Annotated in this window: 10 protein-coding genes and 1 pseudogene; 8 read left to right on the top strand and 3 right to left on the bottom strand. The window is 63.6% G+C overall.

Features of this window, described 5'->3' with window-relative positions:
* Positions 1-509 precede the first annotated feature (509 nt).
* The 5 genes from MPC4_RS03570 to MPC4_RS03550 all read left to right on the top strand — a co-directional run bounded on the left by MPC4_RS03570 (position 510) and on the right by MPC4_RS03550 (position 6135).
* Positions 510-854 (top strand): hypothetical protein, encoded by a 345-nt coding sequence (locus MPC4_RS03570; RefSeq protein WP_174511308.1) that lies wholly within the window; start codon positions 510-512, stop codon positions 852-854.
* A 75-nt stretch (positions 855-929) separates the two neighbouring features.
* Positions 930-1931, top strand: coding sequence for a MarR family transcriptional regulator (locus MPC4_RS03565; protein ID WP_174511307.1), 1002 nt, complete (start codon positions 930-932; stop codon positions 1929-1931).
* On the top strand, positions 1928-2689 hold the full coding sequence (locus tag MPC4_RS03560; RefSeq protein WP_134493476.1) for a hypothetical protein: 762 nt from the start codon (positions 1928-1930) through the stop codon (positions 2687-2689). The genes MPC4_RS03565 and MPC4_RS03560 overlap by 4 nt, the downstream gene beginning before the upstream one ends.
* Positions 2686-5004: an nSTAND3 domain-containing NTPase gene (locus MPC4_RS03555; protein ID WP_244628823.1), complete on the top strand. Its 2319-nt coding sequence runs from the start codon at positions 2686-2688 to the stop codon at positions 5002-5004. The genes MPC4_RS03560 and MPC4_RS03555 overlap by 4 nt, the downstream gene beginning before the upstream one ends.
* 540 nt (positions 5005-5544) lie before the next feature.
* The gene (locus MPC4_RS03550) at positions 5545-6135 is read left to right on the top strand and encodes a hypothetical protein (protein ID WP_134493475.1); all 591 of its coding nucleotides are present in this window, start codon (positions 5545-5547) and stop codon (positions 6133-6135) included.
* 337 nt (positions 6136-6472) lie between these two features.
* On the opposite strand, the gene dinB is transcribed toward MPC4_RS03550, so the two are convergent.
* The 3 genes and pseudogenes from dinB to MPC4_RS03535 all read right to left on the bottom strand — a co-directional run bounded on the left by dinB (position 6473) and on the right by MPC4_RS03535 (position 10368).
* Entirely contained in the window at positions 6473-7558 is a 1086-nt protein-coding gene (gene dinB, locus MPC4_RS03545) for a DNA polymerase IV (protein ID WP_174511306.1), read from the bottom strand.
* Between the two features lie 68 nt (positions 7559-7626).
* Entirely contained in the window at positions 7627-8292 is a 666-nt protein-coding gene (locus tag MPC4_RS03540) for an SOS response-associated peptidase (protein ID WP_174511305.1), read from the bottom strand.
* A gap of 11 nt (positions 8293-8303) precedes the next feature.
* Positions 8304-10368, bottom strand: a pseudogene (locus MPC4_RS03535) (ATP-dependent helicase).
* A gap of 190 nt (positions 10369-10558) precedes the next feature.
* Here MPC4_RS03535 and MPC4_RS03530 point away from each other — a divergent pair.
* Genes MPC4_RS03530 through MPC4_RS03520 form a run of 3 tightly spaced genes read left to right on the top strand, consistent with a single transcriptional unit; the run spans position 10559 to position 16024 of the window.
* Positions 10559-11320 (top strand): ImuA family protein, encoded by a 762-nt coding sequence (locus MPC4_RS03530; protein WP_174511304.1) that lies wholly within the window; start codon positions 10559-10561, stop codon positions 11318-11320.
* Entirely contained in the window at positions 11235-12758 is a 1524-nt protein-coding gene (locus MPC4_RS03525; protein WP_174511303.1) for a DUF6504 family protein, read from the top strand. Before MPC4_RS03530 ends, MPC4_RS03525 begins: the two co-directional genes overlap by 86 nt.
* On the top strand, positions 12755-16024 hold the full coding sequence (locus tag MPC4_RS03520) for an error-prone DNA polymerase (protein WP_174511302.1): 3270 nt from the start codon (positions 12755-12757) through the stop codon (positions 16022-16024). Before MPC4_RS03525 ends, MPC4_RS03520 begins: the two co-directional genes overlap by 4 nt.
* The last annotated feature ends 41 nt before the right edge of the window (positions 16025-16065 follow it).

The following is a 16065-nucleotide window of genomic DNA, read 5'->3' as shown; positions in this document are numbered from 1 at the left end:
CGCACTAGGAAGTGCGGTCAGACGCCAGCTTACTCCAAGGTTCCAGCACGGCATTGCGAACGGCCTCGATGTCCTGCCGTAAGGTCCTGGCAAAACGCCGCATACCATAGATGCCGCATGTGCGTACGTCACTCAGCCAGATGTCCAGACGCTCGACACAAAGGGTTACTCGCCGTTGAAGAGGTTCCTCGCGTATTGAAACTGGTAAAAATATTCTTTAGTCCTTGTCCCGAGTTCCTTAAATGGGGGCACCTCAAGGTTTGCTCGCCAAACCTCGTTAATTCAGACAACGGGAGAACGTCGAGCTTAATCTTGGGAACAAAGTGAGAATCTACTCGACATCGAAAAGCCCTGTCGTCGAGTGCCCTTTTTCCCAACCAATTGATTTGGCGTTAGATTGATCGATAGCGCGGTTTGGCGAGCAAACCTTGAGGTATCCCTAGGGTTTCGTCAGCCGGAGCCATTTCCAGGACGCCTGCGCCAGCCTCTGGCTCGCCGGCGAGTTCGTCATGATCGAAATCCCTCGATGGCGGCGGAGGCGAGAAAATACCGGCTCATTCCGCTGGTCCTTCCGGCAGGCCATCGAGCGCAGCGAGAACCGCCCGATTGAACTCCTGAACTGCCTGGCGGGTGCGCGTCGCGTCACCATCACGGGCCAGGAGGGCCAGATTGTCGAAAAGGATGCGGGCGCAATCGGCGTCGATGCGCTCCGCTTCCGCCCGAAAGCGGCAAAGTTGTCCGAAAATGACAGTGCCGTATCGAAATTCATACGCCCCCCCCAATGCCGCGCCGTCAGAGATGCGCGGGCTGTTTCGCCTTCCACTTCCCCCTTCCGCGAGGCTCGACCGACTTGAGAGGTCGAAGACACTCTAACGCGAGATTGCACGATAACAGAATTAGCGTTAGTGTGCATCACTATGTTATCGAGATTGACCGACAGCGAGAAGACGTTGCTCGCGTCCGCAGCGAGCTATGTCGAGCACGTGCTGCAGACACCGCTGATTGTTGATGGACCCGCTGCCAGCGCGAAGCTGCCGGCGTTCCTGACGCAACGCTATGTCCTGGTCGATGGCGAAATCCTCGGCCGGCCGTGCATCCTGATGCTGGGAACGGGTCTCCATGACGATACGCCGGCCACAATCGCCAAGCATCGCGACCTTCTGCGCCGGCAGTCGCGGGGGCGGGCGGTCATCCTCGTGACCGAACGCCTGAGCAATCACAATCGCCATCGCCTCATTTCGCAGCACGTCCCGTTCATCGTGCCGGGCAATCAGCTCTTCGTACCGGAACTGGGCGCGGATCTGCGTGAGCATTTTCGCAGCGAACGAGACACGCCCGGCGACGGTCTGACCCCGACAGCGCAGTTGATAGTGCTGGCCGCATTGATGGGCCGGATTGGGCCAGAGACAACGCCCTCGGAACTCGCATCGCAGTTTCGCTACAGTGCGATGAGCATGAGCCGGGCCATCACCGAACTCGAGGCTTTCGAGCTGGCCGAAACTGAGGTCGCCGGTCGTTTCCGACACCTACGCTTCACCGTGCCGCGTGAGGCGTTGTGGAGTCGCGCGCGTCCGCATTTGCGCACGCCCGTGCGCAAGCGCCGACGTGTCAGGCGTCCGCCACAAGGTCTCGCGTTGCCCTTGGCGGGAGAGACAGCGCTCGCCGAAAAGACCGACTTGTCGTTCCCGCGTGTAGAAACACGGGCGATGGCGGCGTCCGAGTGGAAGGCGCTCGCAACGCGCTACGAGCTTGATCAGCCGGTGAGTTGGGACGAGCCGGTCATCGAACTCGAAACCTGGACTTATGACCCCTTGCTGCTGGGAGATGATAAACTCGTGGACACCATATCGCTTTATTTGAGCCTGCCCGACAGCACCGATGATCGCATCGAGGCCGCCAAGGATGCGCTGCTCAGGCAGGTGGGCTTGTGAAGGGGCTCGACATCTTCAGGCGGCATTTCGAAGGCCTCTCGCACCACTATGTGCTGATCGGCGGGGCCGCGTGCGAAATTATCATGGAGGAGGTCGGCCTGGACTTCCGGGCGACGAAGGATCTCGACCTTGTCATCTTGGTCGAGGCACTCGATGCAGCGTTCGGCGAGCGCTTCTGGGCGTTCGTCGAGGCTGGCGGCTATCAGCAGCGAGAGCGAAGCGGCGGCGGTCGGGAATTCTACCGTTTCCAGAAGCCTGCCGACCCCGACTTTCCAGCGATGCTTGAACTCTTCTCGCGAGCGCCCGACGCAATCACGCCAGCCGAAGGCAGCGCACTTACTCCGCTCCCCATCGACGAGGACATTGCGAGCTTGTCGGCCATTCTCCTCGATGACTCCTACTACACCGCGCTGGTGGAAAACAGCCGCGCGGTCCATGGCGTCGCGGTTCTTGATGAGCGGATACTGATCCCCTTCAAAGCCAAAGCGCATCTTGATCTCGCCGCGCGGCGGGATCAAGGTGAGCACATCGACCAGAAGACCGTCCGTAAGCATCGCGCGGACGTTTTCCGTCTGTTGCAGCTACTGGCCGAGGATGAGCGGGTTGTGTTGCCGGAGGCGATTGCTGTGGACATGGCGAGCTTTGCCGCCAAGGTCGACGCGGATGGGGATTTCCAGCCGAAGGATATCGGCCTTGCCGGTGACGCGGCTGCGCAGACCGCACGACTGCGCGCCATCTATGGAATTATCGCCGCATGACGGCCGGGGACGCTCAGACCATACCCGCGGCACCGCGCGACCGTCTCGCCCACGGCCCCTGGAGCGATTTGGCGCTACACACGATCGGCTGGCGCGCCTTCCAGGATCTCTGCTCCCAGGTGTGTGAGGTAGTGCTGGGCCGCCCCGTCGAAATCTTCCGCGAAGCGCAGGATGGCGGCCAGGACGCGGTATTCCTGATCCCCTCGGGGCACGACGCGCCGCCGATCGGTACGGTGCAGTGCAAGCATACGTCCGAAGCCGGCAAGGCTTTGAGGGTCAGCGACCTCACAGCTGAGATCGACCATGTCGAGGAGCTGGTCAAAGCCGGCCAGGCCGACACTTACGCCTTCATGACCAACATGAGCGTGGATGCGCCTGTCGCCGCCGCGATGCGCGCCAAGCTGCGCGCGCTTGGCGTCCGCAAGCCTCACATTCTGGGCCGCCAGTATATCGTCAGGGTCATTAGGAGCAGCGCGCGCCTGCGCGCCCTTGTCCCGCAGGTCTATGGCCTGGGGGATCTTACTTCGATCGTCGATGAGCGGCTCAGCGAACAGAGCCGGGCGCTGCTCGATAGCTGGATTCCGAAGCTTCGCACCTATGTTCCGACCCAAGCCCATCGCGACGCGGTTAACGCCATCTCGGAACATGGCGTGGTGCTCCTGCTCGGCAATCCGTCTAGCGGCAAGTCGGCGATCGGCGCCATCGTCTCGACAATCGCTTCGGAGAATCCCGACAACACCGTCCTCGCCCTGACCAGCCCACGCGATTTCGAGGCTGGCTGGAATCCCAACGACCCGGGTCGCTTCTTCTGGATTGACGACGCCTTTGGCTCGAATGTTCTGCGCGACGATTACGTTCAGGACTGGACGTCGGCCTTCTCGAAGCTGCGTGCGGCGATCAAGCACGGCAACCGTTTCCTCCTGACCTCGCGCAAGCATATCTATGAAGCAGCGCGGCGTCGGCTCGGGCAGCGCAATCTTGCGCAATTCGCCGACGGCAGCGCTGTGGTTGATGTCGGCGAGCTGACCTTCGAAGAGAAGGCGCAGATCCTCTATAACCATGTCAATTTCGGCGAGCAGAGCCAGAGCTGGCGTTCGAGCGTCAAGCCGCACCTCGCGGCGGTCGCCGCCGTTCGCGATTTCCTACCCGGCATCGCCGAGCGTCTTGGCGACCCGAACTTCACCAAGGGACTGGCGCCGCGCGAGAGCTCACTCGTTCGTTTCATGGAGGAGCCGACCGAGCATCTCATCGATACCGTCAACGCCTTGGACGATCAGCTGCAAGCGGCGCTCATCCTCGTCTATGTGCATCAGGCCGGCTTCGATCCAAACGATCATGATCCTTCGGCCGCACAGGCGGTCGCGGAGCTGACCGGCTACACCCTCACCAAGATCCAGGATTGCTTCGCCGAGTTGAAGGGATCTTTCCTCAAGCTCTCCGGGGCCAAATGGACCTTCGCACATCCGACGATCTCCGACGCCTTGACGGAGATCCTGCGGCAGAAGCCACATATGATGGCGGCGCTTATCCGGGGCGCGACCATCGACACCGTCCTCAGCAGCTTCACTTGCGAGGGCTCTCCTCTCATTCGAGATGCGCTCGTCATCCCAACCACCCTTGACGACGCCCTGGTCGCTCGGCTCGGCCGCACGCCCCACGAGCGGCATCGGAATTGGATGCTGTTTCACTTCCTGTCCTACCGCGCCAGCGAAGCGGTGTTCGCCAAGGCGGTCCGGCAATTTCCGGATCTGCTTCGGCGCTCGTGCTGGCTGACGGACCTCGCCGGCAACGATCCCCAAGTCGCCGCTTACGCCCGAGCCAATCATCTTGGTATCTTACCGGATGACCTGCGCTTGGAGGCTGCGGACAGTCTAGAATCCGCTGCGCTCACCCACCTTGATGTGTCCTTCTTCGACGAAGAAGAGATGCTCGCGCTCATACCGCCGCTACGCCTCGTCGGCCTCGGCCTAGCCCTGCGGACAACCGTTTTGCCGTCGCTCGAAGAGCGGATCGACGAGATCGCCGTAGACGCCGACTTGGACGAAGAGCCCGACAGCCATTTCAAGAAGCTGCTCAGCGTGCTCGATCGCGTAGAAGCGATCGGCGTCGGTGGCGACACCGCGGCCTTGATCGACGACGCGCGGGATCAGGTGAAGCGCTCGGTCGAGGCGCTTGAGGAGCGCAAGCGGGAGCGCGACGAAGGGGCCGACGATGACTCGGACTGGACTCACATAGTGACGCAGAAGAAAGAGGAGTCTCCCCCTTCCGCTGCTGCCGCTACGAAGCGCTCGGTTTTCGACGATGTCGACAAATAATTCTAAGCACATGGATCGATCGGGTACATGCGAACCGAAATCGACCGAGGACGAAGCCGCTGTGGCGAGGCGACCGCTACGAGGTGCGGCTGCTGCCCAAGCCGGTTTCGACTATCAGCTTGACGTTTCGATCCTCGCGGCCTTGCAGCTTCTCCTCATTTCCAAAGCGGCTACGCGCCTCGTCCTAGAACCGGCCAATGAGGAGGATGTCAGATGGCAGTTTGGAGGGCTCTGCTTCAATCTCGGTGCAAGGTCACGGTCGCGGCACGCCGTAACCGGCCGAGAACGCGTGAGAATCCGGTCCGGCGGGGCTGCGCAGTTTAACGTCATGGATGACGCGACCGAAATTGTCTGAACCCCAAGCAGTTTCAGCAGGTTCCCTTCTTCCTTATTCCACAGACTGCACCGAGATTGAAGCAGAGCCCCATTACGTACAGCGCAACAATAATGCTCAAACTGGCGGATGCCCGCGCCTAATTTTTATTCGAAACACGACGTTGGCGCGACGATGGGCAAACGCCCCTGACGAGGACCTGCGACATGGCGGAAGTACCGGCAGCTGCTAACGTTTCCCTCCCGAAACGCACCGGGGTGGCCCTCTTGACGGCCGTTACATGCGCTTGCGTCGCCTTCTACGCAAACGAAACAAATCTTGCGATAATCGGAGCGATCGTGGGGGGAGCGGCCGCAGGAATCGGAAGTATCCTTTATGGGCCGACACGGCTCTACAAAGACTTCTCGCGCGCGGACATAGCGCCTTTCATTTTAGCGACATCAGTCGGGATCGCTTTTGGCCCTACGTTCGCAAAGGCGGGCGAGTTCCCTCCTAACGCCGTCGGCGCCGCCTCGACCGCCGCGGTGCTCGCGGGAGCAAGCGAAATCGTCAAGGGTTCAGGATTCAAGGCGGGCTACGAGGCGCTTTTTGCGACAATGATCATCACGTGCTCGAGTATTTTTTTATCGGTGGCGATCGGCCAATATATTGCCTTCCCCTCGCTCGTCGGGGCTGTGATTGGATTATTCGTGATCATAGTCGCGCCCAGCCCTTGGGGCGCCTTTTTTGGCATAGCATCAGGTGAAGCCGTTCGCTCCGGACTTGATGCCGGGATTGCATGGCTGCACCTGGGCTGAGATCGCCCCCGCCGGGAGTGATGCAATAACACTGGGTAGCAATAAACCCATCTAACCGAAATATGGAATTCACAAAGATGGCCGAATGGGCCGTGTTTCATAAAGGGGTGCCCCATCAAATGGCGGCTCCGCAGGGTTTCGCAATTATGACTGCATCTTGCCCGGACGAACGATCGGCAAAGGAATTCTCGCGTTCACATATTGAAAAGGGAACGTTTGTCGAGGCAAAATGCGGAGACCGAAGAAAATCTTAAACGCCGCGGACCTTGCCGCCCCTGCGTCGCGGCGAGGCGCGTGCATTCTCCGCCGCCGATGCCTTGGGCGCCGCCCGACGTATTTAGAGGCCCAGGCTCAACTGAGGCTTCTCGTTCGTCCGCTCCTCGTCCAGCGAGGACAGTGACACGCCGAGAAGCCGGACGCCTTTTGCCACCGGAAAAAGATGCGCGAGAAGCTCAAAGCTTTGCCGTTCCAGCTCAGCGCGCGTCGCGAAGGGCGACGCGGCCGACCGGCTTCGCGTGATCTGCTGGAAATCGGCATATTTGACTTTCAGCGTCACGGTCCGCCCACGCGATCCTGCGCTGTCGCAATAGCGCCAAACCTTGTCCAGGATCGGCTGCAGCGCGTCTCGCGCCGCATCAAAGGTGAAGAGGTCGGCGGCAAAAATGTTTTCCGCGCCGACCGACTTCCTGATGCGATCGGCGCGAACCGGCCTTTCGTCGATCCCGCGCGTGATCCAGTAATAGTATGGCCCTGACTTGCGGAATTGCTCCTGGAGAAAGGCGAGAGGACAAGCCTTGAGGTCGAGCCCCGTCTCGATTCCGAGGCTCATCATCTTCGCCGCCGTGGCGGGTCCGACGCCATGGAACTTTCGCACCGGCAGTATCTCGACAAAGGCCGGCCCCATCTTCGGCGTGATCACAAACAGCCCGTCTGGCTTGCGATGATCCGACGCGAGCTTCGCCAGAAATTTGTTGTACGACACGCCGGCGGAGGCGGTGAGGTTCGTCTCAGCGCGGATCCTTGCCCGGATCTCTTCCGCGATTCTGGTCGCGGAGGACATGCCCTTCAGATTCTCGGTCACGTCCAGATAGGCTTCGTCGAGCGAAAGCGGTTCGATGATTGGCGTGTATTCGGCAAAGATCGCGCGCATCTGGTGCGAGATTTCTTTGTAGACATCGAACCGGGGCTTCACGAAAATGAGGTCCGGACATTTCCGCTTCGCGATGACGGACGGCATCGCTGAATGAACGCCGAATTTGCGGGCCTCGTAGCTCGCGGCCGCGACGACGCCGCGCTCGCGCGATCCGCCAACCGCGACCGGGCGCCCGCGTAGCCAGGGATTGTCGCGCTGCTCCACAGATGCGAAAAACGCATCCATGTCGATATGGATGATTTTGCGACGCAGCGTTGGCTCGGCCGGCATAGGCCGGTCCTGACGATAGGGCAGGGTCGTCCCCCGCTTTCGATCAGCGTCGCACGCGAGCATGTTGATCAGGCCGCGAGGCCTCCCTCATCCTTCTTTTGCCCCCTCGCCACGATCATCAAGGCATCGTCGGGAAGCGGCCGCTGCAGCTTGAGCGCCTCCGTCGCGGGCGCGTCCATCCAGACGTCGATCTCTTGCCTCGTCGTCAGAATGACGGGCATGGCTTTCGGATGGATCGGGGCCACGACCGCGTTCGGCTCCGTCGTCAGAAACGCGAAGATGTCGTTGTTCGTCTCGCCTTCCTTCACTTTCCGGACCGACGTCCAATTGGTCCAAATTCCGGCGAAGAAAGCGAGGGGCCGGCTTTCGTCGAAGGCGAACCACACCGGCGGCCGAGAACCGTCAGGCAGCGCCTCGTTCTCGGAGAAGCTCGTGAAAGGAATGAGGGCGCGGTGCTCGACTGCGAGCCATCGACGCCAGTGCGGCGACTTCACATTGCGGACATTCGTGACGCCTGGATCGCTTTTCTTGCCTTTCAACGCAAAGACAGGCGAGGGCATGCCCCAGCGCGCCATGACGAGTTCGCGGCCGTCCGGCTGATTGCGCACGATCGGAGCAGCATAGTCCGGAAAGATTCCCGGAAAGGGCGGCAAATTGCCCGTCCTGTCGTTCATGACGCGGGCAAGTTCGCGGATTGCCTGCTGCCCACGAGTCATGGAGTATAAATTACACATCGCCGAGCTTCCTATCGCCACATGCCGCGCATGCGTGCGCCGACATCGACGCGCACCTGCCGCCGCGCGCCGCCCATCACCCGCAGTCGCAAGCGGCCACGCGGCGATCTCGAAAAGCCGCAACAACGCAGTGGGAATGAAGCGCGTCCGCGCGGCGTAGACATGGCGGTCGCCCTGCGCATTCTGGCCATGGGTGAAGAAGCGCTGCGGCAAGACGAGATGCAGATCGTCTTTCGCGCGCGTCATCGCGACGTAGAGAAGACGCCGCTCCTCCTCGATTTCGGCCGTGGTTCCGGCGCCGAGATCGGACGGAATGCAGCCATCGACGACGTTGAGGATGAACACGGACCTCCATTCCTGCCCCTTGGCGGAATGGATGGTGGACAGGATCAGATAGTCCTCGTCGAGGTGCGGCGCGCCGGCCTGATCGCTTGTGGCGTCCGGCGGATCGAGCGTCAGCTCGGTCAGGAAGCGCTCGCGGGATGGATAGCCGGCTGCGATCTGTTCGAGCTGCAAAAGATCGGCTTGCCGGCTCGAAGCGTCCTCGTGGATGCGATCGAGATGGGGTTCGTACCAGCGGCGGGCCTGCGCGATCTCCGCCGGCCATCCGTCCTCGCCGGCGCCAAGCCGCAGCAAGGTCTCCACGAAACTCACCCAGTCGGCGCCGGCGCGCGGCGGCGCCGGCATGCTGGAAAGCGCGGAAAATGGATCCGGCCGATCGGCCATCAGGTCAAGCGCACGCTGCGCCGAGGTTGGCCCGACGCCCGGCAGCAGCTGCATGAGGCGAAAGCCGGCGACGCGGTCGCGCGGGTTTTGCGCGAAGCGCAGCATCGCCAGCATGTCCTTGACATGGGCGCTATCGAGGAATTTGAGGCCGCCGAATTTGACGAAAGGAATGTTGCGGCGGGTCAGTTCGACCTCGAGCGGGCCGCTGTGATGGGAGGCGCGGAACAGGACAGCCTGCAGCTTCAGCGCCGCGCCGCCCTCGCGGTTCTCCAGAATTTTTTCGACGACATAGCGCGCCTGGTCGGCCTCGTCGCGAACGCTGACGAGGCGGGGGCGATCGCCCGACTGACGCTCGGTCCAGAGGTTCTTGGTGAAGCGCTCGGAAGCGAGATCGATGACGCCATTGGCGGCGGCGAGGATCGGCTGGGTCGAGCGATAATTGCGATCGAGCGTGATGATCTCGGCCGGCGGGCTGAAGGCGGCGGGAAAATCGAGAATGTTGCGCACGGAGGCGGCGCGGAAGGAATAGATCGATTGCGCGTCGTCGCCGACGACCGTGAGACCCTCGCCGCCGGGCTTCAGCGCCTTCAGGATCGAGGACTGCAGGCGGTTGGTGTCCTGGTATTCATCGACCAGCACATGGTCGAACCGGCCGCCGATATCGTCCGCGAGCAGCGGATCGCTGACGGTCTGCGCCCAGTAGAGCAGGAGATCGTCGTAATCGAGAACGTTCTGCGTCTGCTTGGCTTCGACATAGGCCGCGAAGAGCTCGCGCAATTGCACGCTCCATCCGGCGCACCACGGATAGAAATCGCGCAGCGCGTCGTCGAGCGGCAATTCCGCGTTGACGGCGCGGGAGTAGATCGCGAGGCAGGTCCCCTTGGTCGGAAACCGGGTCTCCATCCGGGAGAAGCCGAGTTCGTGCCGGGCGAGGTTCAAAAGGTCGGCGCTGTCTTCCCGATCGTGGATGGTGAAACCCGGATCGAGGCCGATCTGTTCGGCGTAGTCGCGCAGCAGCCTTGCGCCGATCCCATGAAACGTCCCAGCCCAGGCGAGCGCATCCGTGACGGCGCCGGCGTTCCTGCCCAGCGCCGCGCCGCAGATGCGCTCGACGCGCCGGCTCATTTCGGCCGCCGCCCGACGCGAAAAGGTCATCAAGAGGATGCGGCGCGGATCGGCGCCATTGACGATAAGATGGGCGACGCGGTGCGCCAGCGTGTTTGTCTTGCCGGACCCTGCCCCCGCGATGATCAGAAGCGGACCGCCGATGGCTCCGTCGGCGCGTCCAACCCCATGCTCGACGGCGCGGCGCTGTTCCCCGTTCAATTTCTCCAGATGCGCCGCGCTCACCAATGCCCCGCTATCTTGCTGTTATCCTGAATTGATCAGGCGGAGATCCTTGGTTTTCGCCATTCGATCTTCCGGGTCCGCGGCAATCAAGATTGATGCGGCCGATTGACTCGCATGGTTCGTTAGGAACGTATAGGGAACATATCACCGCGAAAACCCGTTGGGAAGACCGCCGGAGGCCTTTTGTCCTGTGAATGAAACCGCCGCCAATCCTGTCGTCGCCGAGCTTCGCGAGCGCATTCAGCGCCTTGAAGGCGGACAGGCGCGCCGTCGCGCGGTGCTGCCGTTCGGGATCAAGGAGATCGACGGGCGTCTGCCGGGCGGCGGGCTGGCGCTCGGCGCGCTGCATGAGGTCGCCGGCGGCGGCAATGGCGCGATCGACGGCGCCGCTGCGGCGCTGTTCTCAGCCGGGATCGTGGCCCGGATACGCGGAAAAATCCTGTGGTGCGTCACGCGCCAGGATCTGTTCGCCCCGGCGCTCGCGCAAGCGGGGCTGGCGCCGGGTCGTGTGATCTATGTCGAGGCAGGCGACGAGAAGTCGGTTCTCGCCTGCTTCGAGGAGGGCCTGCGTCACGGCGGGCTTGGCGGCGTCGTCGCCGAGGTCGCGCGCCTCTCGATGACCGCCTCGCGCCGGCTGGAGCTTGCGGCCGAGGCCTCCGGCGCCATCGGCATCGCCATCCGGCGCTGGCGGCGACACACCGAGGCCGCCGATTTCGGACAGCCGACCGCCTCCGTCACCCGCTGGCGCGTGAGCGGGCTTCCTTCAACCGCTTTGCCGGTCCAGGGCGTCGGACGCGCAAGGTGGCGGCTCGAATTGATCCGCTGTCGCGCCGGCGAGAGCGCCGATTTTGAAGTGGAGGCTTGCGATGGCAAGGGTCACCTCGCTCTTCCTGCCGACCTGGCCCACGGATCGGATCAGAAGACTATTGGGCGCCGCCGCGCCGCCGGCTGAGACGCCGCTCGTGCTCATCGGCAGGGAAGGGCGACGGCGCGTGGTTATGGCCGCGGACAGAGCCGCTGGAGCCGCGGGCCTCTATATCGGCATGCCCGTGACCAAGGCGCAGGCGCTGGCGCGAGGCCTCATCGTCAAGGACGCCGATCCGGCCGGCGACGCCGAAGCGCTCGAGCGCCTCGCCCTTTGGGCGCTCAAACGCTATGCGCCGATCGCCGCCGCCGACCCGCCGGACGGCATCGTCATCGACGTTTTCGGCGCGGCGCATCTCTTTGGCGGCGAAGACGCCATGGCGAGGGATATGGTTGCGCGGATCGAAGCTTCTGGCGTCGCCGTCCGCGCCGCGTTCGCCGACAGCTGGGGCGCCGCTCATGCGCTGGCGCGTTTTTCCGCGCGTCCAATCCTCGTCGTCGCGCCGGGCGAGAGCGGCAAGGCGATCCTCGATCTGCCGATTGCCGCCCTCCGCCTGCCGAAGGATATCGTGGACGGCCTTCGCGTCCTCGGTTTTGAGGCGATTGGGGAATTGGCGGCAAAACCCCGGGGCCCGCTCGCCCTGCGCTTTGGTCCCGAACTCGGCCGCCGCCTTGATCAGGCCTTGGGACGGCTTAGCGAACCGATCGATCCAGCGCGGCCGCCGGAGCTTATCGAGGTTCATCGCGCCTTTGCCGAGCCGATCGCCGCAGTGGAAACGCTTCGCCGCTATGTGGGCAAGCTCGTCAGCGCGCTTTGCGAGGCGCTGGAGGCCAAAGGGCTCGGAGCGCGGCGCCTCGATCTGGTCTTTCATCGCGTCGACGCGCGCGTCAAAGCCGTCCGCATCGGAACGGCGCTGCCCATTCGCGACGTAAAGCGTCTGACCCGCATGCTCTGCGACAAGATCGAGACTGTCGATCCCGGTTTCGGAATCGAGTTCATGAGCCTCGCCGCCTCCGTCGCCGAGCCCCTGGGCGCCAGACAGCTGATCTCGTCGCTGACGGAGGAACCGGAGGCCGATGTCTCGGGCCTGATCGACACGCTCGCCAATCGCGTCGGCGGAGGCCGCCTCTATCGGTTTGCCCCGGTCGCCAGCGATGTCCCGGAACGCTCGATCCAGCGGATCGCGCCCTTGGCTCCCGATGCCGGGGAGGCATGGCCAGGCCATTGGCCGCGGCCTTCGCGCCTGCTGCCGGCGCCGGAGCCGATCGACGCCATTGCGCTGCTTCCCGATCATCCGCCGGTCAGCTTCACCTGGCGCGGCGTCCGCCGCCGCGTCAAACGCGCCGACGGCCCGGAGCGCGTCTTCGGCGAATGGTGGAAACGCGACGCCGAGCTGGCGGCGGTGCGCGATTATTTTCAGGTCGAGGACGAGGCGGGCGAGCGCTACTGGATCTACCGCGCCGGCGACGGCGAGGACGCCTCGACCGGTTCGCAGCGCTGGTTCCTGCATGGAGTGTTCGGATGAGCGCCCCCCGCTATGTCGAACTGCAATGTACGTCGCATTTCAGTTTTCTGCGCGGCGCGAGCTCCTGCGACGAATTATTCGCGGAGGCGGCGAAGCTCGGCATCGAGGCGCTCGCGATCGTCGACCGAGACAGCCTGGCCGGAATCGTTCGCGCCCATGAAGCGGCGAAGGCGACCGGAGTTCGCCTGGTCGTCGGCTGCCGCCTCGATCTGACGGACGGCATGTCCGTCCTCGTCTATCCGACCGATCGACCCGCCTATGCAAAACTTTGCCGGTTGCTATCGCTCGGCAAGCGGCGCGGCGGCAAGGCGCGATGCCAGCTCGACTGGTCCGATCTCATCGCCTATGGCGAGGGCCTGATCGTCATCCTCGTTCCCGGCGAGGCCGATGACGCCTGCGCGCGACAGCTGCGCCAGCTCGCGCAAGCCTTCGGCGACCGCGCCTATATGGCGCTGACGCTGCGCCGGCGGCCGAACGATGCGCTGCGGCTCCATCATCTGTCGGAGATGGCGGCGCGGGCAGGGGTTGCGACCGTCGCCGCCAATGACGTGCTCTTCCATGTCCCGGGCCGGCGCATGCTGCAGGATGTGGTCACCTGCATCCGGCACAATTGCGCCATCGATGACGCCGGGTTCCGGCGTGAGCGTCATGCCGATCGCTATTTGAAGCCGCCACAGGAAATGGTCCGGCTCTTCAGCCGCTATCCGCAAGCCCTGGCGCGCACGCTCGAAATCACGGAGCGCTGCCGCTTCTCGCTGGCCGAACTCGCCTATCAATATCCGCAAGAGGCCGCGATCCCCGGCCTGACGCCGCAGCAGGCGCTGGAGCGACTGGTTTGGGAAGGCGCGACCGAGCGCTATCCCGAAGGCGTGCCGGACAAGGTCGTCGCCATCCTGGAGCATGAACTGCGTCTGATCGAGAAGCTGCGCTATGCGCCCTATTTCCTGACGGTGAATTCGATCGTCCGCTTCGCCCGTAGCCAGGACATTCTCTGCCAGGGCCGCGGCTCCGCCGCCAACAGCGCCGTCTGCTACGTGCTCGGCATCACCTCAATCGACCCTGAGCGCAATGACCTTTTGTTCGAGCGTTTCGTCTCGGAGGAGCGCCGCGAACCGCCGGACATCGACATCGATTTCGAGCACGAGCGGCGCGAGATCGTCATGCAATGGGTGTTTCAGACCTATGGCCGCGATCACGCCGCGCTCTGCTCGACCGTCATTCGCTATCGCGCCAAGGGCGCGCTCCGCGACGTCGGCAAGGCGCTTGGCCTGCCCGAAGACCTCATCAAGATGCTGTCGTCAGAGGTTTGGGGCTGGTCGAAGGAGGGCGTCGAGCCAAAACACGTCGAGGGGCTCAATCTCAATCCCGGCGACCGGCGCCTGCGCCTGGCTCTCGACCTCGCCCGCGAGCTGATCGGCGCCCCGCGGCATCTCTCGCAACATCCGGGCGGCTTCGTCCTCACCCACGACCGGCTCGACGAGCTCGTCCCCATCGAGCCGGCGGCCATGAAGGACAGGCAGGTGATCGAATGGGACAAGGACGACATCGATGCGCTGAAATTCATGAAGGTCGATTGCCTGGCGCTCGGCATGCTGTCCTGCATGAAGCGCGGCCTCGACCTCCTCGCCGAGCATAAAGGCGTCGCGCTCGACCTCGCCTCGATCCCGGCCGAGGATCCGAACACCTATGCGATGATCCGCAAGGCCGACACAATCGGGGTCTTCCAGATCGAAAGCCGCGCCCAGATGGCCATGCTGCCGCGCATCAAGCCGCGCACCTTCTATGATCTGGTCATCGAGGTGGCGATCGTCAGGCCCGGCCCCATCCAGGGCGACATGGTGCATCCCTATCTGCGCCGCCGCGAGGGCAGGGAAGCAGTTGTCTACTCCACGCCAGAGTTGGAGAAAGTGCTCGGCAAGACGCTCGGCGTGCCCTTGTTCCAGGAGCAGGCGATGCGGGTTGCGATCGAATGCGCCGGCTTCACCGCCACCGAAGCCGACGAGCTCCGGCGGTCGATGGCGACATTCAAATTCACCGGCGGCGTTTCGCATTTCCGCGACAAACTGGTCGGCGGCATGGTCGCCAGGGGTTATGAGCAGGCGTTCGCGGAAAAGACCTTCAGGCAGTTGGAGGGTTTTGGCAGTTACGGCTTTCCCGAAAGCCACGCGGCCTCGTTCGCGCTCATCGCCTACGCTTCGTCCTGGCTCAAATGCCATCATCCGGATGTGTTCTGCACGGCGCTGCTCAACGCGCAGCCGATGGGCTTTTACGCGCCCGCGCAAATCGTGCGCGACGCCCGCGATCACGGCGTCGAGGTTCGTCCCATCTGCGCCAACGCCTCGCGCTGGGACTGCACGCTGGAGCCGGCCGGCGAGGACCGCTTCGCCGTTCGGCTCGGCCTGCGCATGGCAAGGGGCCTTTCCAATGCCAACGCCGCTGCGATCATCGGCGTCCGAGCCGACCGCCCCTTCGCGTCAGTCGACGATCTGTGGCGGCGCGCCGGCGTTCCCGCCGCGTCCCTGGTGCAGATCGCCGAGGCCGACGCCTTCCAGCCATCTCTGAAACTCGCCCGGCGCGAGGCGCTCTGGGCGATCAAGGCGTTGCGCGACGAGCCGCTCCCTCTCTTCGCCGCGGCGTCGGCGCGCGAAGCCAACCCCTTGGCGGAACTCAATGAGCCGGCGGTGGCGCTACGTCCGATGACGGCTGGCCGCGAAGTCGTCGAGGACTACGGCCATGTCGGGCTGACGCTGCGTGCTCACCCCGTCTCATTCCTGCGCGACGACCTGCATCGAAAGAGCATAGGAACGTGCTCCGAGGTGATGCAGGCGCGCGACGGGCGCTTCGTTCAAACCGCCGGGCTTGTCCTCGTCCGGCAGATGCCAGGCTCCGCCAAAGGCGTCATGTTCATCACCATCGAAGACGAGACCGGCATCGCCAATCTCGTCATCTGGCCAAAGCTCTTCGAACAGCAACGCCGCATCATCCTCTCCGCCGGCATGCTGGCCGTCGCCGGCCGCGTTCAACGGGAAGGAGAGGTTGTGCATCTCGTCGCCAGGACTCTGACTGACCTGTCAGCAGCGCTAGCGGCCATCGGCGACCGCGATTCGGTCTTTCCGCCGCCGCACGGGCGCGGCGACGAATTCCATCGCGGCGGCCCCGGCGTCGATCCGCGCGAGCGACCGCAACCCGGAGCAAAGAGCCGCGACATTTACGTCGAGGATCGCCGCCTCGACACGATAAAGGTGAAGGCGCGGGATTTTCGCTAGGGCGCAGGCTGCGGCGCATCGACCAGCCGTCGACCGGTTCC

This window comes from Methylocella tundrae (genome assembly GCF_901905185.1).
Lineage (GTDB): Bacteria > Pseudomonadota > Alphaproteobacteria > Rhizobiales > Beijerinckiaceae > Methylocapsa > Methylocapsa tundrae.
The sequence above is the reverse complement of the archived record's forward strand: the minus strand, read 5'-3'. Positions and strand labels throughout refer to the sequence as shown.